The organism is Carnobacterium viridans (genome assembly GCF_900102725.1).
GTDB classification, from domain to species: Bacteria; Bacillota; Bacilli; order Lactobacillales; family Carnobacteriaceae; genus Carnobacterium_B; species Carnobacterium_B viridans.
In genome coordinates this window covers 2,218,477-2,245,003 of sequence record NZ_FNJW01000008.1, presented here as the reverse complement: position 1 = coordinate 2,245,003, position 26,527 = coordinate 2,218,477, and the positions used below count along the sequence as shown (strand labels likewise).

Genomic DNA, 26,527 nt, shown 5'->3' with positions numbered 1-26,527 from the left:
TTTTATAAAAAAAGCAAGAAAAAAGCGAACAAACATTCGGTCTTTTTTAATCGCTTGATTTCTTTTTCATTTTACAAAACTTTTTGTTCTATAGGCAAATTTAGTAGCACTCTTCGAATCAAATCTAGTCCGGACATGATCGATTTTTCTCGATTATTTTCACGCCCTTTACCAAAGTGATACTCTTTAGCAAATGCTGTTTCTTTAGTAGCAATACCAATCCATACAGTTCCTACTTCTTTATTTTCCAATTTATCTGGGCCTGCAACTCCTGTAAAGGAGATAGCCAAATCTGTATCAAACATCTCTTGTGCTTTTTTTGCCATTTCTATCGCACACTCAGCACTGACTACACCAAACTCTTCAATTGTTTTTTTTGTAACGCCTAAAATAGTTGTTTTTGCATCATTACTATAAGTTACAATTCCACCTTTGAAATAGTCACTTGCACCTGAAACACTTGTTATAAGGTGTTGAAAAGAACCACCAGTCAAGCTCTCAGCAGCTGTAAGTGTCAGATTTTGTTCGTTTAATAAATCTGTCACTACATTTACTAAACGTCTATCCTCTCCATACCCATAAAAATAGCCTCCTATGCGTTGTTGGATGATAGCTTCCACCTTATCCAATAAGAAATGACATGCTTCCTCAGTGCTTCCGTTTGCTGTTAAACGTAAGGTTACTTCATGCTTCCCAGCATATGTAGCAAGAGTAGGATTTTTTTGCTCTTCTATCAAATCATCTAATTCAGCAGCTACTTGAGATTCTCCAATACCAAAGAAACGTAAAACTCTTGATACAAGATGGTTTTCATTTGGACGTCCGTCCATTAGCAATGGCCTTACTTCTTTTATAAACATAGGTTCTAACTCACTAGGTGGACCTGGTAATAATAAAAAGGCTTGTTTGTCTTGATTTAAAAGCATCCCTGCTGCAAGTCCTGTTTCATTTTTTAAAACAGTAGATCCCTCAACCACCATAGCCTGCAATCGATTGTTTTCTGTCATTACTCGTTTGCTATTTTCAAAAAAATTACTTATTTTATCCATAGTACTTGTATCTAAAATTAGTTTTTTATTTAAATGTTCAGCCAATACTTGTTTTGTAATGTCATCTTTCGTAGGTCCAAGACCACCTGAAAGGATAACTAAATCACTTCTTTTTTCTGCTACTTCTATAACTTCTAATAATCGTTTCGGATTGTCTCCAACCACTACTTGGTGATAAACATCTATCCCTAATAATGATAGTTCGCGAGAGAGAAAAGAAGCATTGGTGTTTACTACTTGTCCCATTAAAAGTTCTGTTCCAACTGCTATGATTTCAGCGTTCATCTTACTTCACTCCTAATTCTATAATACGCGAATTCTGTTCCGCAACTTTTATTTGACTTACCTTAAGAACCATAAAAGACTAGTTACTGCCTTCCTATTTTACCATACTTTTTAAGAGGTAAAAAAAAGAAGACCTGTTAAAAACAGTCTTCTCCACATTATTCTTTCCTATTTTAATAATTTTTTATTTTGGACCTTTAAACACTGCACTATTTTTAACAAAATAGTCTACACCAGAATAGATGGTGAAGAATAAACAAATATATAACATAATAGAGGCCATTGGCAACCCAATACCTTCAAATGGTAAATTATCAACCAATAATAAAATAATGGCAACCATTTGAGTAGCTGTCTTAATCTTTCCTGGCCAATCAGCTGCTAAAACAGTTCCACCTTGCTCTACTAATAGCAATCTTAATCCAGTAACTGCTAACTCTCTACAAACAATAATAGATACGACCCACGAAGGAGCTAAGTCTTGCCCTACTAGAATAATTAAAGCTGTCATTACCAACATTTTGTCAGCTAAGGGATCGGCAAATTTACCAAAATTTGTTACTAATCCTCGATCACGCGCAATTTTACCGTCTAACCAATCCGTAAAACTTGCTAAAGCAAATAAAACTGCCCCTACCAACTGTGTAACTTCAATTGTTGATCCTAAAAGTTGAAAAACGCCCCAATCAAATGGTGCCAATACTACAATAACAAATATTGGAATCATAAATATTCTCAATACTGTAAGTTTATTCGGTAAATTCAATTTTTTGCTTCCTCTCTCCAATAATATATGCCTGTTACTATTAAAATCCTTGCCCAATAGCCTTTTTAAACTCTCATTTTAAGGGTTATTCAAATTGAAATTTAATTTCTTGGCGAACAGAATTTTCTGCTTCCGGAGCATATGAGATATCTTCACCATTAAGATTAACTTCTGTTGCAGGAGCATTTCCAATGATAACCACTAATGTTGAAGTACCTTCTGGAACCTCTGTTTCTAAGTTAGAGCCATCCGTTATTAATTGAGCATCAATGGTTGTTCCATCTGCTTCAACACTGATCCAAGATTCTCCACCCGTTGCAGTTAGTGTTAAAGTATTGCCTTCGGAACTTCCTGTAACGGAATAAGTTGTAGCAGATCCAGTAGAGGAAATGATTTCTATCCCTTGATTTTCTTCACTTTCCTCAGATTCAGCTATTTTAGAGGATTCCGTTGCAGATTCAGATTCTTCAGTTGCTGCAGAATCTGCACTAGAAACAGATATTGCTGCAGAATCTTTAGTAATCATTTCTTCATCACCTTGATTATTTGTCTTAATTACTGCAAAATAGATGGCTGCTATAATAGCTACCGCTATAATGCCAATTAAGATTGTAGGTAAATACTCTTGGACTTTTGTTAAAAACACACTTTCTGTATTCTTTCCAACACGGGTTTGATCCGTAGAGACTTTTTCTACATATTCTTCATCATGGGTATGAGGCACCGCATCTGTATATTCTTCTAATAATTGGTCTCCATTTAAGCCAACAGTATCCGCATATTGTTTGATAAATGCACGAGCATAAAATTTTCCCGGCATGACATCATAATTGCCTTCTTCAATAGCAATTAAGTAACGTTTTTGAATTTTAGTCATTTGTTGCAAATCATCTAAAGTATAACCTTTAGCTTTTCTTGCTTCTTTTAATTTTTCACCAATTTCATTCAATTGTCTCACCTACCTGTTCTCTTTTTTAGAGAGAAAATCTCATATTATTTGAATTATAACATACCTGATACTTTAGAAACATTAATTTTTCTTTATACTGCATAACTAAATTTTCTTATTTTAGCCAACCACCGCTGATGACAATAGATTGACCAGTCATATATGCACTTCTTTTATCTACTAGTTGCATAACCCAAAAACTGATTTCAGATACACTACCTAAACGCCCTAAAGGAATGTCATTTTCTAGTTCTTTTACTTCAGTTGAAGTAAAATCCTGGTTCATTTTCGTAGCAATAGCTCCTGGAGAAATCGCATTTACTGTTATCCCCAAACTAGCTATTTCTTTACTATAAGCTTTTACAAAAGCTAATTGAGCACCCTTTGTTGTGCTGTAAAGAACTTCCATCGCACTACCTGTTTCACCATAAATCGAGCTAATAAAAATGATTCTTCCATTCCTAGAATGAGCTAATTTAGACTGTAAATGTTGAAGCAATACAATTGGTGTTTTAACATGTACTGCCCACATATGATCCATATCCACAGTAGAGACTTCGGTTAACAATTGATACGTCGTAAAGCCGCTTGCAAATATCACAGCATCTAATTGAAAAATAGATTTCAGGAAAAGAGGAATTCCTTCTTCTTGAGTCATATCTAAAGACAATGCATAAAAATCTTGCTTAGGGTAGTGTTCTTGATACTCTTGCAATTGTTCTTCAGCACTTTTGATATTTGAATGGTAATGCAGATACAGCGACCAACCTTTTTCAGCTAATTCTTGTGCAATTTTTTTCCCAATATCGCCACTTGCTCCCATTATCAAGGCAAATTTCACGCGTCTTTCTCTCCTTTTGGTAAAATATGAAACGTAGTCATATGATCTTCAATCATAAATTCTTCAGCCGCTTTTTTTATCTCATTTAATGTAATACTTTCTATGATGGGAACAACATCAAATAAAGTTGCTTCGCCATATATAGGTTGACTATATTGATTGGCAATATATTCTAGTGAATTTAACGACTGTAGTTCTTGTCCAATCATTTTCTTTTTAACTATTGCTAAGTTCTCATCAGTTAATTCTGAACTCATTTTTGCTCCAAGTAACAATTTTTTGATTTCGGCACTAAAAACTGCAGAGTCTTTCGTATCTCCACTAACATCAATAAAATGGAACGTACGATCTAAGTTAAATTCAAATGAAAAACTATCATCTATGATACCTTTATCGTATAATTTTAAATAATTTGCTGATGTAGGGCCAAATAATAGCGTTAGCAATAAATCCATTGTTGTTTTGTATTCTAAGGCTTCAATACCACTTGGAATTTCTCTTATTCCTTTTACTCCTACAATACTCTTTGGTCGATTCACAGTCATATGAATAAAATTATACGGTTTAATGTCTTTGACCGTTTCTTCTGGGAAAATTCGTTTGATGGCCTCGGCTGGAGCATATTCTTTCTGTGCTTGATTCTCTCGAATCAACTTCATCATTTGTTCAGGATCTAACTTCCCAACAACAAACAAATTCATATTACTAGGATGATAAAAAGTTGCATGATTTTCATACAATAATTCAGGTGTGATCTCCATAATGCTATCTACAGTTCCAGCAATATCGATGTGTAAAGGGTGTTTAGGATACATATTTCCTAAAATACCAAAAAACAAGCGCCAATCTGGTTCATCCTCGTACATTTGAATCTCTTGAGCAATGATCCCTTTTTCTTTGTTTACTGTTTCCTCTGTAAAATAAGGTTCTTGAACAAAGTCTAATAAAGTTGTTAAACTTTCCGAAACATGACTAGTGCTAGAAAAAAGATACGCTGTTCGAGTAAAACTTGTAAACGCATTGGCAGAAGCACCCAATCGGCCAAACGTGTTGAACACATCTCCATCTTCTTTTTCAAATAGTTTATGTTCTAAAAAATGAGCGATTCCATCTGGTGCAGTAATCATTTCAGTTTTGCCATTCGGTACAAATTGATTATCAATTGAACCAAAGTTTGTGGAAAACAATCCATATGTTTTATGGAAATCATTTTTAGGTAACAACGTAACCTTTAATCCGTTATCTAACGTTTCGGTATAACTTATTTCTTCCAATTGTTCGTAAACTTTTTTCTCCATTATTTCGCCTCCGCTGTCAAAAAGAATGTTGCCTTTAATTTCACTTGGTTGGCCACTTCAATTATTTCTTCTTTAGTAACTTTTTCAATTCTTTTTACCCATTCATCAATGGTCAGTATTTTCCCTTTGGTCAATTGTAACGCATAAATACGCTCAATAACGGATCCAGGATTATCCTCTGATTGGAAAAGTTGATTCTTCAGCATTTCTTTTGTTTGAGAAACTGCTTCCTCAGTAAAATTGCCCGCTTGCATCTCTTTTAATTGTAAGGCAATTATTTCTTGAACCTGATCTACTTTTTGCTTATCAATTCCTGTTTGAACCGTCATCATTCCTCTAAACGTATCCAATGAGCTAGAAGCATAATAAGCTAAGCTTTCCTTTTCACGAACGTTCATAAATAATTTTGAATGCGGAAATCCACCAAACAAGCCATTGAATACTTGTGCAGCATAATAAGAAGGTTCGTGATAAAAAACTGAAGTTGTGTAACCAAGGTTAAATTTTGCTTGAATAATGTCTTGTTCTTCAGTTTTATTTTTCACTTCATTGGGTTCCTTTTCAGCGTAAAAACTGCTTGTTGGTACGATTTCACGAGGCGAAAAATTAAATTGTTCAAAGGCTGATTGAATTTCACCCTCATCAACATCTCCCATTAGATAAATATCAATTTTGTCTTGATTTAACAGCTCTTGATAATAGTCATATAACGAGGTAGGAGATAGTTCTTCCAAATCTTCTTTTGAACCCACACTAGGGATTTGTTGATTAACATCTTCAAATAAGAGCTCTTGCAAAGCAAGACTGGCATAAGTCTGTTTATCATCAAAGAGTGAATCGTAATAATCTACTAAATTTTCTTTTTCTCTCTTAAAGGTTTGTTCATGGAAATGCCCATTCTCTGCATTCGGTTGAAATAGTATTTCTTTTAAAAAGTCGATACCTTCTTGTAATACATTGTCGCCTTTTGAAAGGTACTTTTCATTTACTAAGTTCAAACTGATAGAAAAAATATGAGTATTTCCTTTTTTACTGACACCTGTTCCAAAACTAGCTCCATACATATTTGATAGAACACTTCTTAGTGCTGTTTGTGTAGGGTATTTTTTACTATTTGTTTCTAATAAATTCGCTAACATAGCTCGTTTAGTAATCGTTTTCTTATTTAATGGAGCACGAAATTTCAACATAATTCGAATGGTTTTGTATTTTTTAGTGGGGAGTACATGTAAATGAACTCCTTCATTTAATTGAATGGACATACCTTTTCCTCCTCTAACTTAAAAAGCGTTCATTGTCTATCTTAAAATAAATAATGAAAAAAAGAAAGCAGCAACAGACATGAATGTCCGTTACTGCCAACAAAATGATTATTTTGATTTAATATACGTTTTACCACCAGCTGCTGGTCCTTCAGATTTACCGATTACTCCGACCAATACAATAATAGTGATAACATATGGTGCAACTTGCAACCATACACTTGGAATATCTTGGATAATTGGAATATAGTTTCCGATAACCCCTAAACTTTGAGCAAAACCAAAGAAAATAGCTGCCCCCATTGCACCAAGAGGGTTCCACTTACCAAAGATCATTGCTGCCATAGCAATAAACCCTTGTCCAGCAATTGTTGAAGCTTGGAAACTCAACGAAATAGATTGAGCTTGGATTGCTCCACCCATACCACCTAGCAAACCAGATAGCATAACTCCAGCATACTTCATTAAGTAAACATTGATTCCTAATGTATCTGCTGCTTGAGGATGCTCTCCAACAGACCTCAAACGTAAACCAAAACGAGTTTTAAAGACGACTACCCAGCAAATAATCGCAATTAAAATACCTGCAAATGCGGGTGCAGAAGTTCCTTTAAAGAAAATATCACCAATAAATGGAATACGATTTAACAAAGGTATCGTTACTTTACCAAAACTTTCAGTAATACGATCCGTTTGTCCAGCACCATTATACAATACACGTGTAAAGAAAATAGCTAACGCTGGAGCCATTAAGTTAATAACCGTACCAGAAATAATGTGATCTGCTCTAAGATTAACAGTTGCTACTGCGTGAATCATTGAAAAAATTGTACCCACAAGTCCACCAACTAAAGCAGCAATCCAAGGAGTCCAATCACCAAAAGTTCCGGCAAACGTTAAGTTAAAAACAATTGAACTAAATGCCCCCATAACCATTATTCCTTCAAGTCCTACGTTGACGATACCACTACGCTCAGAAAAGGTTCCGCCTAGGGCAGTCAACACAAGAGGAGCTGAATAAACAAGCGATGATGAAATAATAAGTTGTAGTAAGTTTGTAATATCCATCTTATTTCACTCCTCCTTTATTCACTCTAGCTCGTTTGTCAATAAAGTAACGAATTAAGTAATTAGCTCCAACGAAGAAGATAATAGATGCTATTACAATATCTACAACTTCGGTTGGTACACCTGAAATCATCGGCATACTGTTCCCACCAATTTTCAATGCACCAAACAATATAGCTGAGAAGATGATTCCTACAGGATTACTCAATCCTAACAAGGCAACCGCCATACCGTCAAAACCAATCGTCGGCATTGCACCTTGCGTGAAAATATTTTGAAAATTCCCTAAACCTTCCATTACTCCTCCTAAACCAGCTAAACCACCACTGATCAACATTGAAATAATGATATTTCGTTTAGTACTCATCCCAGCATATTCAGAAGCACTTGGGTTTAATCCAACTGTTCTAATTTCAAATCCAGTAGTGGTTTTTTTCATTAAGAACCACACAATGACAGCCATGGCTAACGAAATGAATATCCCAGTATGCAATGTAGAATTACTTGTTAATTCAGTAATCCATCCAGCTCGCAGACTAGCACCTTCTGAAATACGTGGTGTTGCATCTGCTGACTCTGTCAAAACGTTACGAATCAAATAATTAGTTGTATAAAGAGCCGTATAATTTAACATAATGGTTACAATAACTTCACTTGTATTAAAATAGGCTCTTAAAACTCCAGCGATTCCTGCCCAAACTGCACCAGCTAAAACTCCACCCAATATGCTTAAAGGAAGTAAAATAATGCTAGGCAAATCTACAAAACTATTTGCAACCCACACCGAACATAACCAACCTAATAGTGCTTGTCCTGCAACTCCAATATTAAAGAATCCTGCATTATAGGCTACAGAAAAACCCAACGCTGTTAGAATAAGTGGTGTAGCTTGTCTTAAGGTTTCACCAATATAAAATGAAGAACCAAAAGCACCATTGATCATTGCAGCATAGCCAGCAATCGGATTGTATCCAAAAATAATCATGATAATAGCTCCAAGAACAAATCCCAAGACTACAGATAATACTGGTACTAATAAATTATTAAGCGTATCTTTTTTATTCGTCAATGTGAACACCTTCCTTCCCACTTCCTTGTTTAATCAAAGAACGGGCTTTTTCAAGAGAAGTACCAGCCATTAATAAACCAAGTTCTTGTTCAGTTGTTTCTTTTGGATCAACAATAGCAACAATGTTTCCTTCATACATAACAGCGATTCGATCAGAAACATTTAAAATTTCATCCAACTCAAAACTCATTAATAATACTGCTTTTCCATTGTCACGTTGTTCAATCAAACGTGAATGGATGTACTCAATTGCTCCAACATCAAGTCCGCGTGTTGGTTGAGCAGCAATCAACAATGAAGGATTACGATTAATTTCTCTAGCAATAATCGCTTTTTGTTGATTCCCACCTGATAGCGAGCCAGCAGGAGTCGTTTCATTTTGTGTACGTACATCAAATTCTTCAATTAATTTTAAAGCGAATTTCTTTATTTCTTTTTGATTTAAAATACCATAATTGCTTAAAGGCTTTTTATAATAGGTTTGTAATGCAATATTTTCTTCTAGCGACATTGGTAAAACCAGACCATATTTATGGCGATCTTCTGGAATATGACCTAATCCTATTTCTGTAATTTTACGTGGAGTTTTATTTTGGACTTCTTGCCCATTTAATGTAATTTTCCCACTTTCAGTCTTCGCTAAACCAGTTATTGCATGAATCAACTCACTTTGTCCGTTTCCATCGATACCTGCTATCCCAACAACCTCACCCGCTCGCACTTCCAAACTCAAAGATTTTACGGCTTCTAAACCACGATGTTCCTTTACAACAAGGTTCTCAATCGACAATACTGTTTCTTTTGGCTGAGAAGCTTTCTTGACTGTTTTAAAGGAAACCGAACGTCCAACCATCATGTCTGCTAATTCTTGTGGAGAAGTAGTTGAAACATCTACCGTGTCAATACTTTGTCCTCGACGAATAACTGTACAGCGATCTGCAACAGCTTTTATTTCGTCAAGTTTATGCGTGATTAAGATAATAGATTTCCCTTCTTTTGTTAGGGCTCTCATTATATTGATCAATTCATCAATTTCTTGAGGGGTCAATACCGCTGTTGGTTCATCAAAAATCAGAATATCTGCTCCACGATAAAGGGTCTTTAAAATCTCTACCCGTTGCTCCATTCCTACTGAAATAGATTCGACTTTTGCACTAGGATCAACTAGCAGACCGTATTTCTCAGACAATTCTTTGATGTCTTTTTTAGCCGAGTCCCTGTCCAGAAAACCATTCTTAGTTTTTTCCATTCCTAAAATGATATTTTCAGTCACGGTAAATTTCTTCACTAACATAAAATGTTGGTGAACCATTCCAATACCTAATTTGTTTGCTGCACTAGGTGAACTGATATTTACCACCTGTCCATCAACCAGAATTTCTCCAGAAGTTGGTTCTAATAATCCAGAAAGAATATTCATTAAAGTGGATTTCCCGGCACCATTTTCACCTAAAAGAGCGTGGATTTCTCCCTTTTTAAGCTGCAAATTAATATTGTCATTCGCTTTGAAAGTACCAAATTGTTTCGTAATACCCTTCATTTCAATGACGTTTACTGATTCTGACACGATGGTTTCACTCCTTTTCTATTGCTCAACCCATTATCCATTATAGTTCTTTTACAGACAAGTATTTATCAAATTTTCTCTTGTAATTTTAATAGAATATCTATTTGCCAAATCGTGGAAAGAGTGCTACCTCATAAGAGAGTAAAAGACCGGTATAAGTTACCGGTCCTTTACCTTTATTTATTCCCTAAGAAGTGCTTAGTCTAAGTCACAATTACGGTGCTTCTGGGACTGTAATTTCACCATCGATAATTTGTTGTTTGTAATCTTCAACAGTTTTGATTGTTTCTTCAGATAAAGCTCCATCAGTAATGCCTACACTATCTTCAGCTAAGCCAAAGTTGCTGATTTCTCCACCTGGGAAGTTGTCTTCCATTGATTCATTTGCGATATCTTGAACAGCTTGACCTACCCCTTTAAGAGTTGAAGTAAGTGTTAAGTTCCCGCCATCGTACTCACCTTCAGCAGTTTGATCACGGTCAACTCCGATTACCCATAATTGTTCATCTGGGTTAGAATTCATACGATCAATAGCTTCTGAGAATACTCCGTTACCTGTATCACCTGACGCATGATAGATTACATCTGCTCCTGAACTGTACATAGCAGCTGCTAATTGTTTACCAAGTGCAGCGTCTCCGAATGAACCTGCATATTCAACATCAATTGTAATATCTGGGTTAACCTCTTCTACACCTGCAACAAAACCAGCTTCAAAACGGTCAATAACAGCACTTTCTTGTCCACCAATAAATCCAACATGGTCTGTTTCAGTTGTTTCAGCAGCTGCAACACCTGCTAAAAATGCAGCTTCGTGATCTTTAAATAATACAGAAGCAACATTGTCTGCTTCGATCTGTTCATCAATAATAACAAAATTTTGATCAGGGTTTTGTGTAGCAACGTCTGCCATTGCTGGTTTTAATTTAAAACCAATTCCATAAATCAAATCAAATTTACTATTTAGAGCAGTATTTAAATTTGTTACAAATTGAGAATCTTCGTCAGATTGAATGTAGTTGTAGCCATCTGGTCCTTTTTCAAGTCCTTGTTCTTTTCCCCAAGCTTCCATACCTTCCCAAGCAGATTGGTTAAATGATTTATCATCAACTCCACCTACATCGGTAACCATGACAATTGAAAAATCTTCTCCTGAACCCGAAGATGAAGCAGAATCACTTCCTTCATCAGCACCACATGCTGCCAATGTTAAACTTGACAATAAACCTAGAGTTAATAAACTCTTAAAATTTCTACTCTTCACTCAAAAAAACCCCCAATAATTTTTTAGTATGAATCAAATTAGCATCAATTCATCCTCGCATTTATAGTACCATTTTTAGTTTAAAAAATAAACAACAATTATGATTATTGAAAACGTTTTAGCAGTAAATTGTTCAGTTTTTAATCGTTTTTTAATGTATTAGTGCCCATTTCGTTTTCCTATGGATCAAATGATTAACAAAAAGTGCACGTTCCAAAAAAACACTCGTTGAATAAATTGCTTTTCAACGAGTGTTATCTTTTAATAATGCTCTGTATCTGTTTCTGCCAGACGTTCATCGCCAGGAAGCCTTGTAATGTTTACCTTACGAGGTTTGCTTCCTTCCGATGGCCCAACAATGCCTCGCATTTCCATTTCATCAATCAATCGAGCCGCGCGGTTATATCCAATCCTAAAACGACGTTGCAATAATGAAATACTTGCTGTCTGCATTTCAACAATTAAAGCCACTGCATCATCATAGACATCATCTTGTACTTCATTCTCCATAGCCTTAGTTTCTTCAGTCGGCATCATTTCTTCTACATAATTTGCACCTTGTTGATTCGTTACAAAAGTCACTATATGTTCAACTTCTTCATCTGAAATAAAGGCCCCTTGTACGCGAACAGGTTTATTTTCACCCATTGGTAAAAACAGCATATCTCCTCTACCCAACAATTTTTCTGCTCCACTGCCATCGATTATTGTTCTGGAATCAACACCACTTGAAACGGCAAAAGCGATGCGTGAAGGTACATTTGCTTTGATGATGCCGGTGATAACATCTACACTAGGTCTTTGAGTTGCTAAAATCATATGAATACCAGCTGCTCTGGCCATCTGAGCTAACCGAATGATGGCATCTTCAACTTCATTACTAGCTACCATCATCAAGTCGGCTAATTCATCTACTATGACTACGATAAAAGGTAGTATAGGATAATTTTCGCCATTTTCATCGTTATGACTTTGAAGATACTGGTTGTATCCAGTAATATTTCGCATTCCACTGGCCGCAAACAGTTCATATCTTCTTTCCATTTCAGTAACAACTTTTTGCAAAGCTTGAGCTGCCTTTTTAGGATTTGTTACAACAGGTGTCAACAAATGCGGAATCCCGTTGTATACATTTAACTCTACCATTTTAGGATCAATCATCATCAATTTCACTTCATTTGGTTTAGCTTTCATCAATAAACTAGTGATGATACCATTAATACAAACAGATTTCCCACTACCCGTAGACCCTGCAACAAGCAAGTGTGGCATTTTAGATAAATCTGCCATAGTGATGTTTCCGGATATGTCTCTTCCAAGCGGAACTTCTAGCATTTTTTCTTTATTATGAACTTGACCTTCAATAACATCTCTAAACGAAACCAAACTCACCTCACTATTAGGAACTTCAATTCCAATAAATGATTTTCCTGGAATAGGCGCTTCAATTCGAATATCCTTTGCTGCTAATGACAGAGCAATGTCATCACTGAGATTGACTATTTTACTCACTTTTACTCCAACAGCCGGTTGAACTTCATATTTTGTTACAGCTGGACCTAAGTTTGCTTTAGTAACTTTGGCATCCACTCCGAAACTTTGGAATGTTTCTTCTAATTTTTTTACATTTTTTTGGATAAGCGCATACTCGTTTGTTTGATCATTTTGCGGTATTTCATTCAACAGATGTGAAGGTGGCATCTGATAATCTTTATTCTCTCTTTCAGCCCCTATCTCAAAATCAATCGTTTCATTCTCATTTTCTTCCAAGGAATCGTCTATAGTTTCCTTAGTAGCTGGTTTTCCAACGCGATTTTGATAGCTGTCAATTTCTAGCTGCAATTGCTCATTTTTACCTGCAGTGACTGATTGATCGATTTCATTTGCAGTTGCTGCTGGTTTGATGTTATTTTTTTTATTAGCTTTTACCCCTTCAGCCTTGGGAGTCTCTTTTAACCTATTTATTTTTTGATGGATAGCCGTTTTAAAATAATCTAAAACTGCTTTTAATTTCTTCCAGATCAGCAGAACTACTTGTCCAGTTCTTTTCAAAAAAGTTTTAAACGATAGTTGGAATAATAAAAACAGTCCAAAAAAGCAACTAAGTGTTGCTATAAAATAAGTCCCCCATTGAGAAAACAAGAAATAGCTGATCGCATAAAAAACTGCTCCAATCATACCCCCACCAAGCGATTGGGTAATTTCGTTATTCGCCATATCTGTCATAAAAAAACGAAAAGTAGCAGAAACGATGTTCATATCTGAATGGACGATAGGTGCAAATAAACGGGCATGTAATACTAGCAGCAGGCTGCTGTAAATAAGTAAAAAACCCATAATGCGTTTGTTTTTAAAAGGAGGTTCTTTACCTTTAAATACTAGATATACGCCATAGATCCCTACTAAAATAGATGCTACGATAAAAGTGTTTCCTACAAAAAAGCGAAATAGATTTGCACTAAAAACACCCGCAAAACCAGTTTTTGAAGCTGAAAAAATACTTAAAATAATAAATACCAAGCCAATAATTTCAAAAGAGAAACGATAATTTGCGTTCTTTTTAGTTGAGCTAGTCTTTTTTTTCACTGCCACGATTTTCTTCCCTCCTTATACTCTTCTTTGATTATACACAAAATTACGCTTAAACGGAATGCAGTAAAAGGATGAAACAGACAATCATTTTTGCCCTATTCCATCCTTTTCTAGCTTTAATTTAATTATCCTTTTTTGCCATTGCAGCTTTCATAGCTAGTGCCAACGGACTTTCTACTTCTTCTTGTTGATTATTTATTTTTTGCATTAACTTCTTTGTTTCATGTTTGCTGGGTTTCTTACTATTTTTTCCTTCTAATTTCTCAGTAACGTTACAATATTTGCATTTGAAGTAATTCCCATTTTTACCTTCATGAATTTCCATTTTCCGGTGGCACTGTGCACAACGGTGATTAGATACTTTCGGATCTTTTCTGCGTTTATACGAACAAGTTGAACTGCTGCAAATAAGTAATTTTCCATCACGGCCACTTCGTTCTTTCAACAATTCCCCGCAATCAGGACAGATTTTGTTCGTTAATGCATGATCTTTATACGTTTGCGTGCTTGTTTTGATTTCTGTTACTAATCTAGCCGTTTCCTGCTTTATTTTTTTTAAGAAGTCCTCTTTTTTTAAACTACCATTTGAAATTTCTTCCAACGACTTCTCCCATTTACTTGTTAGTTCAGGAGTCACCAATGCCGGGTTTACTAATGTTAGCAATTGTTGTCCTTTAGGCGTTGTGCTTAGCTTGTTTTGATTTCGTTCCATTAACTCGCTGCTAATCAATTTTTCAATGATTTCAGCACGAGTTGCAGGTGTTCCTAAACTATTTTTTTCCATATTTTGTAACAAGGCACCTTCAGATAATCGAGCTGGTGCTTCAGTTAACTGTTTTTGAATGGTATAAGCTGTACGCATTAATTGCTCGTTTAGTTTATACACATTTTCTGATTGTTTTGGAACATCCTTTTTCCAGCCTTTTTCAAGTACGATTTCTTGTTGCAGACTAAATAAAATATCTGCTACTGAAAAAACAACCGTTGTCTTAGTGACTTTATAAGCTGGTAAAAATAGTCCAATAAAACGTTCCACAACCATGCGATAAATTTTCAACTCATCTGCTTCCATTTTTTCTGGACGCGGGTGTTCTTCAGTCGGAATAATACCATGGTGATCTGTCACTTTAGCAGTATTAAAAACACCTTTTTGAGTTACTTGAGCTCCTCTTTTCAAAATCTCTTTAGCTTTTTCAGGAGCAAATCCTTGAATCGCCATAACCCGTTCTTTCATAGTTCCTACCATGTCTTGAGTCAAATAGTTTGAATCTGTTCTTGGATAAGAGAGCACTTTATGACGTTCATATAAGGTCTGCATTAAACTAAGTGTTTTCTTTGCTGAAAATTGGTAACGTTGGTTAGCTTCGCGTTGAAGTTCGGTTAAATCATATGGCATTGGTGCTTGTTGAACCGCCTGCTTTTCTTTTATATCTACAACTGTTATCGGTTTATCTTTTAACGATAATACTAGCTTCTCGGCTTTTTCTCGGTCGTTAAACTTACGTGGAGCTCCTTCTTGCAAGACCGCTTTTTTTCCATCGATTGTCAATTGCACCGTATAAAAAGTTTCTGGAACGAAAGACTGTATTTTTGCTTCTTGCTTATGTACCATGGCTAATGTAGGTGTTTGTACCCGTCCAGCTGATAAATTATCTTGATACTTCACAGTCAATGCTCTAGTAACGTTTAAACCAATTAACCAGTCCGCTTCTGAACGCGCAACTGCAGAATCGTATAATGTATCGTATTTTTTACTTGGTTGCAATTGATTAAAGCCATCTTTAATAGCTTTATCGGTTTGAGATGAGATCCACAGTCTTTTTACTGGTTTATTAAAATGAACATACTCTAATATCCATCTCGCAACCAATTCTCCTTCACGTCCAGCATCCGTCGCAATGACTGCTGAACCAATGTCTTTTCGATTAGCCAATTGTTTGATTGCTTTTAATTGACCTCTAGTATTTGTTAATGGCTTAGTTGTCATTTTTTCTGGAATAAGCGGTAAGACGTTTAAGTCCCACGTAGCCCATTCCACTTTATAATCTTCGGGCATTTTCAATCCCAATAAATGGCCTAATGCCCACGTTACAATAACGTCATTTCCTTCAATGTGTGTTTTGCTTTTTTGTGTTGCACCTAATACTCGTGCAATTTCTTTCCCTACACTTGGTTTTTCGGCAATAATTAATGTCTTCATGTTTAGTCCTTTCTTTACTTAAAACTGCTGATACATTTACTTTTCCCTGTGTCCATTATGCATCCATTGTAAGTTATCTCTATACTCAATGCAATAAGACCAAAAATTTGTTTTTTTTTGCTAATTAGCATGAAGAATAATTGACCGAACCTAAATCTCTCGTTACAATTACTGAATAAACAACTATTACATTAAGGAGGCAGAGAATGAGGTCTTTTTTTACAACAGTTAAAGAGTTTCTTTTTCCGGTTATTAAACCAATAGAGTCTTCAATAGAAGACAATGATAATGGAGGGATTTCTATGAAAAAGGTTTCGATTCGTGTAACAGGTCTTGTTCAAGGCGTTGGCTTTCGTTATTCAACCAAATTAGCAGCTGATCAAATAGGGGTTTACGGCATTGTTCGTAACGAATCAGATGGAAGCGTATATATAGAAGCTAATGGTGATGAAGAAAAAATAGATAAATTTATAGAAAAAATAAGAAATTCCCCTTCACCCAGTGGACAAGTTGATTCTATTGATGTAGATGAACTTTCCTCTTTACCTGTCAGATATAAGTTCACAATAAGCAATTGAAAACCATTCCTGAATCCTGTATAGTAAGTAATGCTACTTACTTTAAAAATGAAGGATTGTGAACAATGAAAAATTTCAAGAAATTACTTTTATCTGGAACGCTATTAAGCGTTATGGTTTTTTTGTCTGGTTGTATGGGTCATGACTCAGATGGAAATCCTAGTGGTTTTATTTACGAATTTCTAGTGGTTCCTACGCAACAAGTAATCATTCAACTTGCTGAATTATTAGGAGGTAGTTATGGACTAGCTATTATTGTCATTACATTAGTCGTCCGCTTAATTATTTTACCTTTAAATTTAAGCCAATCAAAAAAATCTATTATCCAACAAGAAAAAATGGCCTTAATCAAACCAGAAATGGAAGAAGTCCAGAAGAAACAAAAATCTGCCGTTACAGCTGAAGAAAAAGCTGCTGCTCAACAAGAACTCATGAGTCTTTATAAAGATAACAACATGAGTATGTTAGGTGGTATCGGATGTTTGCCATTGCTGATTCAAATGCCGATATTTACAGCTATGTTCCAAGCAATCAATTTGTCTAAAGAAATAGGAAATAGTACATTCTTAGGCTTTAGTTTAGGAGATCAAAACATTGCTCTTGCTATCGCAGCCGGTGCTGTCTATTTTGTTCAATCTTATGTCTCTATGATTGGACTTCCTGAGGAACAAAAGAAACAAATGCGTACAATGATGTATGTTAGTCCAATTATGATTTTAATGGTTTCATTTACATCACCTGCTGGATTAGGGTTATATTGGTTTGTTGGAGGAATTTTTGCAGTCTTCCAAACATTGATTACTAATTTCATTTTTAAACCTAGAATTAAAGCGCAAGTTGAAGCAGAAGCTAAAAAACGTCCTGTTAAACCAAAACGGACAATTAAACAAGCTGAGCCTGTTGCACAACAATCTAAAGTTTTAAATCAACCATCAAATAAAACAAATGGCCGCGGTAGAAATGCCGGCAAACAACAAAAAAATCGTTAAAAAAAACCACTACTCTTAAACGAGTAGTGGTTTTTCTTATATGTCATCTTTGTAGATAGGCAAGGTGATTCTAAATATTGAACCATAGTCTAAAACACTTTCTACAGTGATTGTGCCGTTGTATCCACTTAATAATTCTTTTGCTATCGCTAGACCAAGCCCGTTTCCGCCTTTGTGTCTGCTACGAGCTTTGTCAATACGATAAAAACGATTAAATATCTTTTCAGCGTCTTCCGGGGTCATCCCTTCACCAAAGTCTTGAATGGCAATCTGGACTTCTCGATCATCATTTGCAACTGAGATATGGACTTCTTTACGTTCAGTAGAATATTTAACTGCATTATCCAGTAAAATAATTAAAATTTGTTCAATATGATTTCGGTAAATAGAAACATATACCTCTTCATTGATATCATCATCTAAATTAAAAACAAAGTCCGGATGAATCATTTGAAAATTATTATAAGTTTGCTGAATAATCGGTTTAATAGATGTTTTTTCATTCTTATAATGAATTTCTACTTGCTCAGCTCTGGACAAATCTAACATTTCCTGAACCAAACTTTTCATCCGAGTAATTTCTTGTAGTGAGGCAGAAAGTGATTCATCTAGGATTTCAGGATCATTTTTGCCCCATCGATCTAATAGCTTCAAATGACCTTCCATCACAGCAACTGGTGTTCTTAATTCATGAGAAACATCTTCAACAAATTGCTTCTGTTGTTCAATATACTTTTGCATCTTATCTAACATATCATTAAAGACAATGGAGAGGTGATCCAATTCATCGTTTCCTTCAACTACTTCAATTCTAGAAGTCGATTGCGTATCTTGTCGAAGGTCATTCATTGTTTTTGTAATGTTTTTTATCGGTTTCAAAAAATTAGATGCCAAGAAATAGCCTAATATACCGCTAAAAATAAGGGCCGCAGAACTCATAGCTATTAAACTAATAAGTGTGACCTCAATCATATTATGGTAATCTGACATCCCATCGATAACTTGTACATATCCAATAATTTGTTGTGTCTCGTCAGAAATAACAGGTGCAACTCCATAATAACCTTCTTCGCCATTTACATCGATCATCTTGATAACGGGTTCCGAGCTTTCTTCAAAAGAAAAATCGCCTAGTTTTGATTCAAAAAGCAAACGCGGTGTTGGAGTATAGACTCTTACGATGACATCTTCTTCATTCATTTTGGCATATAAAGTATCTTCATAATTTCCAGAATCTTCAAAAGTTGTATTTCTTTGATCATATTCCCCATTCAATTCCATAATATCTGGAAAGTAAGAGGGATTAAAAGCAGAGTAAACAGTTGCCTTTGATAAAGATGTAGAATCACTATCGGTTATTTTATTTTCATCAACTAGACGACTAGTTGCTCCAAACAAAACTTCTCTAAAATTTTCTTCCTCTTGCGTGAACATAATTTGTCTAAATCCTACAAAAATAGCAAATGAAAAAATCGAAAACGTTAAGAATATTGCAAGTGTTGCTCCAACAGTCCATTTCCATTTTAAGGATAATCGTTTTCTTTTCTTTCTTTTTTTATCTTTGTCATAGAACGAGAATCTCACGAACGCATCACATAACCTGTTCCGCGAACAGTTTGAATGTAGCTGTCAACATTTGGAACGTCAATTTTATTTCTTAGGTAACGAATGTATACATCTACAACATTTGTTTCAACTTCAGTTTCGTATCCCCAAACTTTATTCAACAATACGTCACGAGCTAAAACCACATTCACATTTTCCATTAACTCTAGCAGCAATTCATATTCACGCTTAGTTAATTCAATAACTTCATCACCACGACGTACGACACGGTTTTCTTTTTCAACCGTTAAATCTCTATACGTAACTGTTGTTTGTTTTGTGATATTTTGTTCACTTTCAATTTCAATACGACGGAATAATGCGCGCAAACGTGCTAATAATTCTTCGATAGCAAACGGTTTAACAATATAGTCATCTGCACCATGGTCTAAACCAGATACACGGTCAATAACTGAGTCTCTAGCAGTCATCATAATGATAGGCATATTACTTACTTGTCTAATACGACGACAAACATCTATTCCATTTAATTCTGGTAGCATTAAGTCTAATAAAATAACATCCCAATGTGCATCTTCTGCAACTGCAGCTTCTAATCCCGTGCGTCCATTGTAACGAACTTCTGTTGCGTAGCCTTCATGTTTTAGTTCTAGTTCTACAAAACGAGCTAGATTTTTTTCATCTTCAATAATTAAAATTTTGTTCATGTTAGTGTACACCTGCTCCTCTAAAATCCCTATTTTTGTCTCTTTTGCTCTTGTTACGATACCATGATAACTAGTTTTTCACAATCAATTTTTAATGTGTCCGTTATCATTTTACCATAAATTAGAAATAAATGAGAAGCTTAAAACTCTTCTTTAAGAGTTTCTTAAGCAATTCGACAGTTGTCTATTATTTGATTAGAATTTCCATTATTTTTTGTCATACAAAAAGAGACCGAAAATATAATTTCAGTCTCTTTTTTATCCTCTATTTTAGAAAAACGTCTTACAATTGTTCTTCTCCTTCATTTCCATACCAGTCGAAGTGGAAAGTTCCAGCTTTATCTGTTCTTTCGTATGTGTGTGCTCCGAAATAATCACGTTGCGCTTGAATGATATTTGCAGGCAAATCAGCCGTACGATAAGAATCATAATAAGCAATTGCTGAAGAGAACGTTGGGATAGGTACACCTGATTTTACAGCAATACCAATCACATCACGAACAGCGTTTTGGTAATTTTTAGTGATATCCATGAAGTAATCGTCCAACATCAAGTTTTTAAGATCTGCTTTGCGATCATAAGCATCTGTAATTTTTTGCAAGAAACGGGCACGGATAATACATCCAGCACGGAAAATTTTAGCTATTTCACCGTATTGTAGATTCCAATCATACTCTTCACTAGCTGTACGCATTTGTGCAAATCCTTGAGCGTAACTCATGATTTTACTGAAGTATAAAGCTTGTCTAATTTTTTCAACTAATTCAGCTTTGTCTCCTTCAAATGAATAACGAGCAGGTTTTGGTAACACTTTACTTGCTTCAACACGTTCTTCTTTTAAAGCCGAAATGTAACGTGCAAAAACAGATTCTGTAATTAAAGGAAGCGGAACACCTAAGTCTAATGCACTTTGTGATGTCCATTTACCTGTACCCTTATTACCAGCACGGTCTAAAATGATATCGACCATTGGTTTTCCAGTTTCAGGATCTTTTTTAGTTAAAGCTGTTGCTGTGATTTCAATTAAGAAACTATCTAATTCGCCTTTGTTCCATTCAGCAAATACTTCAGCTATTTCTTCAACGGATAAACCTGCGACGTTACGTAACAAGTGATAAGATTCAGCAATCAATTGCATATCACCATATTCGATACCATTGTGGACCATTTTAACGTAATGACCTGCTCCATTTGGTCCGATGTACGTAACACAAGCTTCACCATCTTCAGCTACAGCAGCAATTTGTTCAAGGATAGGTGCAACAAGATCGTAAGCTTCTTTTTGTCCACCAGGCATGATAGCTGGCCCTTTAAGTGCGCCTTCTTCTCCACCAGAAACACCTGTTCCAATAAAGTTCACACCAGATTCTGCTAGTTCCTCACTGCGTCGAATCGTATCTTTAAAGAAGGTGTTTCCTCCGTCAATCAATACATCTCCTTCATCTAGATGTGGCAATAAAGATTGGATGGTTGCATCCGTTCCTTTACCTGCTTGTACCATTAACAAAATACGTCTTGGTTTTTCAAGAGAATCCACAAATTCTTCAACTGTGCGAGTCAATACTAATTTCTTATCTGGATTTTCTGCAATAACCGCTTCTGTTTTAGAAGTCGTACGGTTGTAAACTGATACGGAATATCCTCTGCTTTCAATATTTAAAGCCAAGTTTTTCCCCATAACAGCCATTCCAACTACACCAATTTGTTGCTTACTCATGTTTATTTGAACTCCCTTCTCTTCAACCTCTATTTAATTGATTATTATTTCTTTGTCCCTTACTATCCTAGCAAAAAAAGAGAGAAATGAAAAGTTGTTTCATATATTCTGTTAAGTTAATTTATTTTTGACTCATGTTACAACCATTTTCAAGTTAAAAATACGATTTAACCATTTTTATTCAAAAGTTTTTGTGTTTTCTGAGTGATAGTGCAATTTTCCTTTTAACAAAACATACTTTTCACCTTTTTTTACCTTGCTTAGTGTAAACTAAGTAGAGTAAAGTTTATTTCTTAATCGTATCTTCTATTAATCTTATTTCAAGGAGCGTTTGCTATGATTCATTCTTATTATACAACAACTAACGGTAAAGTTGTCCATGACACTGAGTTTACTCATGTGGAATGGCTACACCTATCTAATCCGACATCTGATGAAATCAATCGAGTGGTTAAACATTTTGGGTTCCCAAAAGATTACCTTTCTAGTGTATTAGATCCAGATGAGGTTTCAAGACATGAAAATTTAGAATTAGATGAAAGCGAGAGTTCTTCATTAGCACTGTTTCTTTATCCATTAAAAGTAACCAGTAACTCAAGCGATACTGAATATGTTACCAGACCTTTAGCAGTTATTATGACAGCTAAAACCGTTATTACGGCTGCTGTTCATACACCTGGTTTTATTTCAAGTATGATTGATAATAAGCCTAATTTTCCAATATCAAGTGCAAATCAAGAACGATTTTTACTTGATATTGCTTGGCACATTTCTTCTGATTACATTACTTATTTAAAAGAAATTAATGCTAAAATCGAAACATTAGAAGACACCATTACAAAGACTTCTAAAAACCGTCAACTATTTGTTTTAATGTCTCTTCAAAAAAGTTTAGTTTATTTTAGTACTGCCATTGAAAGCAATCATCCGATTTTTAAACGTTTAAAAGCTATTGAGCGTTTCAATACAGATAAAAGTATTCTTTCCTTTTTACATGATGTGGTCATTGAAAATCAACAAGCCGAAGCAATGATTCGCCAATCAAATAAAATGTTAGAACAGATCAGTGCTATCTTTTCTTCTGTTATTTCAAATAATTTAAATAATATTATGAAAGTATTAACGTCCATCACCATTGTTTTGACCATCCCAAATATTATCGGAGCACTTTGGGGAATGAACGTGACACTCCCATTTGAAGACACTCCAGGTGCTTTTTGGATACTTTGCTTCATCAGTCTTGCAATATGTGGATTAACCGTTTGGATACTAAGAAAAAAAGATTATTTTTAATAGCCTATTGATTCCTTCTGCTTATTTGATGTAAACTGTAGGAAATATCCATACGAAAGTGGGGGATTACCTCGTGGCTACAAAAAACAAAAAATCAGTCTCAAAAACTCAACGCTTCACTAAAGTTTTTGTCTGGATCATGCTGATCGCAATGTTAGCTGCAGGATTTATACCTGTTTTAGCTAAACTAATTACTATGAGTTAGAGCTCACCATCTGAAATGATTTTTCTAAAATCGTTTCAGGTGGTTTTTATTTTTATATTTGGAGGTTTACAATATGACAACTTTTGATAGACAAGCGAATAACACTCAAACTGCTACCTTTAGTATGGGCTGCTTCTGGGGACCCGATAGTCGTTTTGGTCATCTCCCTGGTGTCATTCGAACACGCGTTGGTTATGCTGGCGGTACTTTACCTAATCCTACTTATAGATCCATTGGAGATCATTCTGAGACGCTAGAAATTGATTTTGATCCTGAGGTTATTTGTTACTCAGATATTTTAACTTTATTTTGGGACAGTCATGATGCTGTTAAAGACCGCAACTATAAGGGGCGCCAGTATCTTTCACTTTTGTTTTATCATAATTCCGAACAACAAAAAATTGCTGATCAGGTCAAAAGTAAGTGGGAAAAGAAATACAATAAGCAAATACAGACTGAAATTCTCCCATACACTCATTTTTACCGAGCAGAAGATCACCATCAAAAATATTTTATGAAACGTTATCCTAAAGCTCTTGAGGAAGTAAGCAATCTTTTTCCAACGTATACTGACTATATTAATTCAACTATTGCTGCACGTTTGAACGGTTTTGTTCGAGAATACGGACTTTTAACAGATATCAAAAAGGAACTTGAATTTTGGGGATTGAGTGACAATGAAAAAAAAATTTTAGAAAAACTCCTTGCCAGTATTCGATGGTAAACTGCTTCTACACCTAGGAAATGGTGTTGATAAAAAAAATTCCTCTGGAATAGACGGATTTGCTTGTGGAGAGCCATGGAATCGCCTGAAGCCTGTAGTCTTCAGAGCTTTCAAGCCTCAAATATAGCGTAACTGCTAAAGCATTAACGCTATATAATTCACATTGAATTCAATGCATGGCTACAAGCAAACCCTATTCCTCCAGAATTTTCGTGTCCTTAATTTAACTAAGCTATCAACACTAAAAAGTATAGAGCCAAAATAATCCTGTAGACCAACGAACTTTTAGTCCATTGGTTTACAGAATTATTTATTCTTAACTCAATTGCTTTTGTCTTTGTTTTTCTGTTTCCGCTAAAACAGTTAATTCTTTAGCATGTTCTAAAGTCAGTTTTGTGATTTCAGTACCTGCTAACATACGCGCAATTTCTTCAATTTTTTCTAAAGATACCAAAGAATTGACATGCGTTTTTGTACGATCATTTTCTACACTTTTTGAAATATATAAATGGTTATCAGCCATCGCAGCTACTTGAGGCAGATGTGTAATGCAGAGGACTTGAGAATGAACAGCTACCATATAAATTTTGTTTGCAATCGCTTGAGCGACTCGACCGCTAACACCGGTATCTACCTCATCAAATATAATACTAGTAATGCCTTGAGATTTAGAAAAAATGGTTTTCATAGCTAGCATCATGCGCGATAATTCTCCTCCAGAGGCTACCCTAGCCAAAGGTTTTAACGGTTCACCCATATTTGTAGCAATATAGAACTCTACATCATCAAAGCCAGACTCGTGTGCATTTTCACTCGCAAAATCTTGAATCGGTTTGAAAAATTGAACTTCGAATACCACTTTCTCCATATACAATTCTTTTAATTGTTCATGAATGGCTTGTTCAATTTTTTTGGCTACCACTCTACGCTTTTCAGAAAGTTCGCTACCTCGCTTAATCAATTCTTTCGATAAATGGGATAACTCTTTTGTCATATTCGTCAGGTGATTTTCACGATTCATAATTTGATTTAATTCTGCCGCAATTTTTTCATAATATGCTTTGATTTCTGTAATAGAATCACCATATTTACGTTTTAATTGTTTGATGCTCTCTAATCTTTTTTCAATTTCATTAAGGCGATCCTCATCATAGGCCGTTTGATCCATTTCTCTTAAAATATCGCTAGCAGCTTCTTGAAGTTGAAAATAACTGCTTGAAATCGCTTCTGACAAGACTTTGTATTTTTCATCTATTTCTTCTAAAGAACTCATTTCAGTCATTGCATTTCCAATCAAGTCAATCCCATTGACTTCATCTCCTTGCAAAGTATCATAGCTAATGGATAGTGCAGACATAATTTTTTGATAATTAGCTAATAAATTTTTTTCTTCTAGCAGCTCTTCTTCCTCACCATCAAGAAGTTCAGCTATTTCAATTTCATTTGTTTGGTACTGAAGCATATCTAATCGTTGTGCTAATGCTTGTTCTCCATTTTGCCATTTATCATAGGCTTTTTTAACTTTTTTATAGTCTGCATAAGTTTCTTGATAATTCTTTTTTAACTGTATTAATTTCTGATCACCAAAATGATCTAACATATTTAAATGACGTTCTGGATTCATTAATTCTTGATGTTCATTTTGTCCGTGAATATCAATGATGGATTCTCCAATTAGACGCAAGGTAGCAATCGTTACTAAACGACCGTTGATTCGACAAACATTTTTACCACTACGATGAATGTCACGCTGAATAATCACACTATCTTCTTCACTGTCAATATCATAGTCTTTTAGTAATTTATAAGTAGTGGAATTTCCTTCTAATGAAAACAACGCTTCCAAAACACATTTAGTTGCACCATGACGAATAAATTCACTGGATCCTCTTCCACCTGCAAGCAGCCCAACTGCGTCAATAATAATCGATTTCCCTGCTCCTGTTTCTCCGGTTAAAACAGTCATACCACGATTAAAACTAAGATTCAAATCTTGTATGATTGCAAAATCCTTAATGGTTAATTCCTGAAGCACTGTTTAACACCTCCAATACTTCTTTCTTGATTGCTTAAATTAATTGTATAAAATGATTTTTTAAATGGAGTGCTTCTTCATTTGAACGACAAATAATCAGTACTGTATCATCTCCTGAAATAGCTCCAAAAACACTGTCAAAATTTGAATTATCAATTAAACTACCTAGAGCAAAAGCATTTCCAGGAATGGTTCGAACGAGCAGAAAACAATCTTGCGTATCCATAGAAACAAAAGCATCTTTAAATAAACGTTCCAACTTTTTCGATGTATCATATTGAATATCAGGCGGTAAACTATATTGATATCCTCCTATTTGAGAGGGAACTTTAACTAATTGAAGTTCTTTAATATCACGCGAAATAGTTGCTTGTGTTACTTCTATACCCTTTTCTTCTAATATACGTACAAAGTCTTCTTGTTTTTCAATAATATTTTCTTTAATCAACTCTTGTAGCAAACGATGACGTTCTCTTTTTTTCATGTTTCCACCTCATTTTCAT

22 protein-coding genes are annotated in these 26,527 nt (G+C 35.1%); 5 read left to right on the top strand and 17 right to left on the bottom strand.

Translation table 11 applies throughout. The annotated features are described in order from the left end of the window. Positions 1-71: 71 nt before the first annotated feature. From BLT48_RS12285 to BLT48_RS12230, 12 genes are all read right to left on the bottom strand, one after another. On the bottom strand, positions 72-1,334 hold the full coding sequence (locus BLT48_RS12285) for a competence/damage-inducible protein A (protein ID WP_089978311.1): 1,263 nt from the start codon (positions 1,332-1,334) through the stop codon (positions 72-74). 184 nt (positions 1,335-1,518) lie between these two features. After that, positions 1,519-2,100, bottom strand: a complete 582-nt coding sequence (gene pgsA / locus BLT48_RS12280) for a CDP-diacylglycerol--glycerol-3-phosphate 3-phosphatidyltransferase (protein ID WP_089978308.1) — start codon at positions 2,098-2,100, stop codon at positions 1,519-1,521. An 85-nt stretch (positions 2,101-2,185) separates the two neighbouring features. Continuing rightward, complete coding sequence (locus tag BLT48_RS12275) at positions 2,186-3,049, bottom strand: helix-turn-helix domain-containing protein (RefSeq protein WP_411155651.1); 864 nt, start codon at positions 3,047-3,049, stop codon at positions 2,186-2,188. A gap of 115 nt (positions 3,050-3,164) precedes the next feature. Continuing rightward, entirely contained in the window at positions 3,165-3,890 is a 726-nt protein-coding gene (gene ymfI / locus BLT48_RS12270; protein ID WP_089978302.1) for an elongation factor P 5-aminopentanone reductase, read from the bottom strand. Further along, entirely contained in the window at positions 3,887-5,188 is a 1,302-nt protein-coding gene (yfmH, locus tag BLT48_RS12265; RefSeq protein ID WP_089978299.1) for an EF-P 5-aminopentanol modification-associated protein YfmH, read from the bottom strand. The genes ymfI and yfmH overlap by 4 nt, the downstream gene beginning before the upstream one ends. Beyond that, entirely contained in the window at positions 5,188-6,450 is a 1,263-nt protein-coding gene (yfmF, locus tag BLT48_RS12260; RefSeq protein ID WP_035021901.1) for an EF-P 5-aminopentanol modification-associated protein YfmF, read from the bottom strand. The genes yfmH and yfmF overlap by 1 nt, the downstream gene beginning before the upstream one ends. Before the next feature lie 108 nt (positions 6,451-6,558). Next, the gene (locus BLT48_RS12255; RefSeq protein ID WP_089978296.1) at positions 6,559-7,518 is read right to left on the bottom strand and encodes an ABC transporter permease; all 960 of its coding nucleotides are present in this window, start codon (positions 7,516-7,518) and stop codon (positions 6,559-6,561) included. A gap of 1 nt (position 7,519) precedes the next feature. After that, positions 7,520-8,587 (bottom strand): ABC transporter permease, encoded by a 1,068-nt coding sequence (locus BLT48_RS12250; protein ID WP_176944129.1) that lies wholly within the window; start codon positions 8,585-8,587, stop codon positions 7,520-7,522. Further along, positions 8,577-10,127: an ABC transporter ATP-binding protein gene (locus BLT48_RS12245; protein ID WP_411155659.1), complete on the bottom strand. Its 1,551-nt coding sequence runs from the start codon at positions 10,125-10,127 to the stop codon at positions 8,577-8,579. The genes BLT48_RS12250 and BLT48_RS12245 overlap by 11 nt, the downstream gene beginning before the upstream one ends. A 241-nt stretch (positions 10,128-10,368) precedes the next feature. Next, the gene (locus tag BLT48_RS12240; RefSeq protein WP_089978290.1) at positions 10,369-11,418 is read right to left on the bottom strand and encodes a BMP family lipoprotein; all 1,050 of its coding nucleotides are present in this window, start codon (positions 11,416-11,418) and stop codon (positions 10,369-10,371) included. A gap of 261 nt (positions 11,419-11,679) precedes the next feature. Beyond that, positions 11,680-14,010: a DNA translocase FtsK gene (locus tag BLT48_RS12235; RefSeq protein WP_089978287.1), complete on the bottom strand. Its 2,331-nt coding sequence runs from the start codon at positions 14,008-14,010 to the stop codon at positions 11,680-11,682. 121 nt (positions 14,011-14,131) lie between these two features. After that, positions 14,132-16,210, bottom strand: a complete 2,079-nt coding sequence (locus BLT48_RS12230; protein ID WP_089978284.1) for a DNA topoisomerase 3 — start codon at positions 16,208-16,210, stop codon at positions 14,132-14,134. 302 nt (positions 16,211-16,512) lie between these two features. Between BLT48_RS12230 and BLT48_RS12225 the strand changes: the two genes are divergently transcribed. Together BLT48_RS12225 and yidC are read left to right on the top strand one after the other, a co-directional pair. Next, a complete protein-coding gene (locus BLT48_RS12225; protein ID WP_089978802.1) occupies positions 16,513-16,788 on the top strand; it encodes an acylphosphatase in 276 nt (91 codons plus the stop codon). A 65-nt stretch (positions 16,789-16,853) separates the two neighbouring features. Continuing rightward, positions 16,854-17,777 carry a membrane protein insertase YidC gene (gene yidC / locus BLT48_RS12220; RefSeq protein WP_089978279.1) on the top strand — a complete coding sequence of 308 codons (924 nt, stop codon included), beginning with the start codon at positions 16,854-16,856 and terminating at the stop codon, positions 17,775-17,777. A gap of 36 nt (positions 17,778-17,813) precedes the next feature. On the opposite strand, the gene BLT48_RS12215 is transcribed toward yidC, so the two are convergent. From BLT48_RS12215 to gnd, 3 genes are all read right to left on the bottom strand, one after another. Next, entirely contained in the window at positions 17,814-19,211 is a 1,398-nt protein-coding gene (locus tag BLT48_RS12215) for a sensor histidine kinase (RefSeq protein WP_051923428.1), read from the bottom strand. A gap of 146 nt (positions 19,212-19,357) precedes the next feature. Next, positions 19,358-20,050, bottom strand: coding sequence for a response regulator transcription factor (locus BLT48_RS12210; RefSeq protein ID WP_089978276.1), 693 nt, complete (start codon positions 20,048-20,050; stop codon positions 19,358-19,360). Between the two features lie 283 nt (positions 20,051-20,333). Next, positions 20,334-21,767, bottom strand: coding sequence for an NADP-dependent phosphogluconate dehydrogenase (gene gnd / locus BLT48_RS12205; protein WP_035021882.1), 1,434 nt, complete (start codon positions 21,765-21,767; stop codon positions 20,334-20,336). Positions 21,768-22,103: 336 nt separating this feature from the next. Between gnd and BLT48_RS12200 the strand changes: the two genes are divergently transcribed. The 3 genes from BLT48_RS12200 (at position 22,104) to msrA (ending at position 23,989) form a co-directional block, all read left to right on the top strand. Beyond that, entirely contained in the window at positions 22,104-23,060 is a 957-nt protein-coding gene (locus tag BLT48_RS12200) for a magnesium transporter CorA family protein (RefSeq protein ID WP_035021880.1), read from the top strand. Between the two features lie 73 nt (positions 23,061-23,133). Then, entirely contained in the window at positions 23,134-23,265 is a 132-nt protein-coding gene (locus tag BLT48_RS12195; protein WP_081896484.1) for a DUF4044 domain-containing protein, read from the top strand. Between the two features lie 73 nt (positions 23,266-23,338). Next, complete coding sequence (gene msrA / locus BLT48_RS12190) at positions 23,339-23,989, top strand: peptide-methionine (S)-S-oxide reductase MsrA (protein WP_035021878.1); 651 nt, start codon at positions 23,339-23,341, stop codon at positions 23,987-23,989. A gap of 316 nt (positions 23,990-24,305) precedes the next feature. Here msrA and recN read toward each other — a convergent pair whose 3' ends face one another. Both recN and argR read right to left on the bottom strand, forming a co-directional pair. After that, positions 24,306-26,024, bottom strand: coding sequence for a DNA repair protein RecN (recN, locus tag BLT48_RS12185; protein ID WP_089978273.1), 1,719 nt, complete (start codon positions 26,022-26,024; stop codon positions 24,306-24,308). A gap of 34 nt (positions 26,025-26,058) precedes the next feature. Next, positions 26,059-26,508, bottom strand: coding sequence for an arginine repressor (gene argR, locus BLT48_RS12180; protein WP_035021874.1), 450 nt, complete (start codon positions 26,506-26,508; stop codon positions 26,059-26,061). Positions 26,509-26,527: the final 19 nt, after the last annotated feature.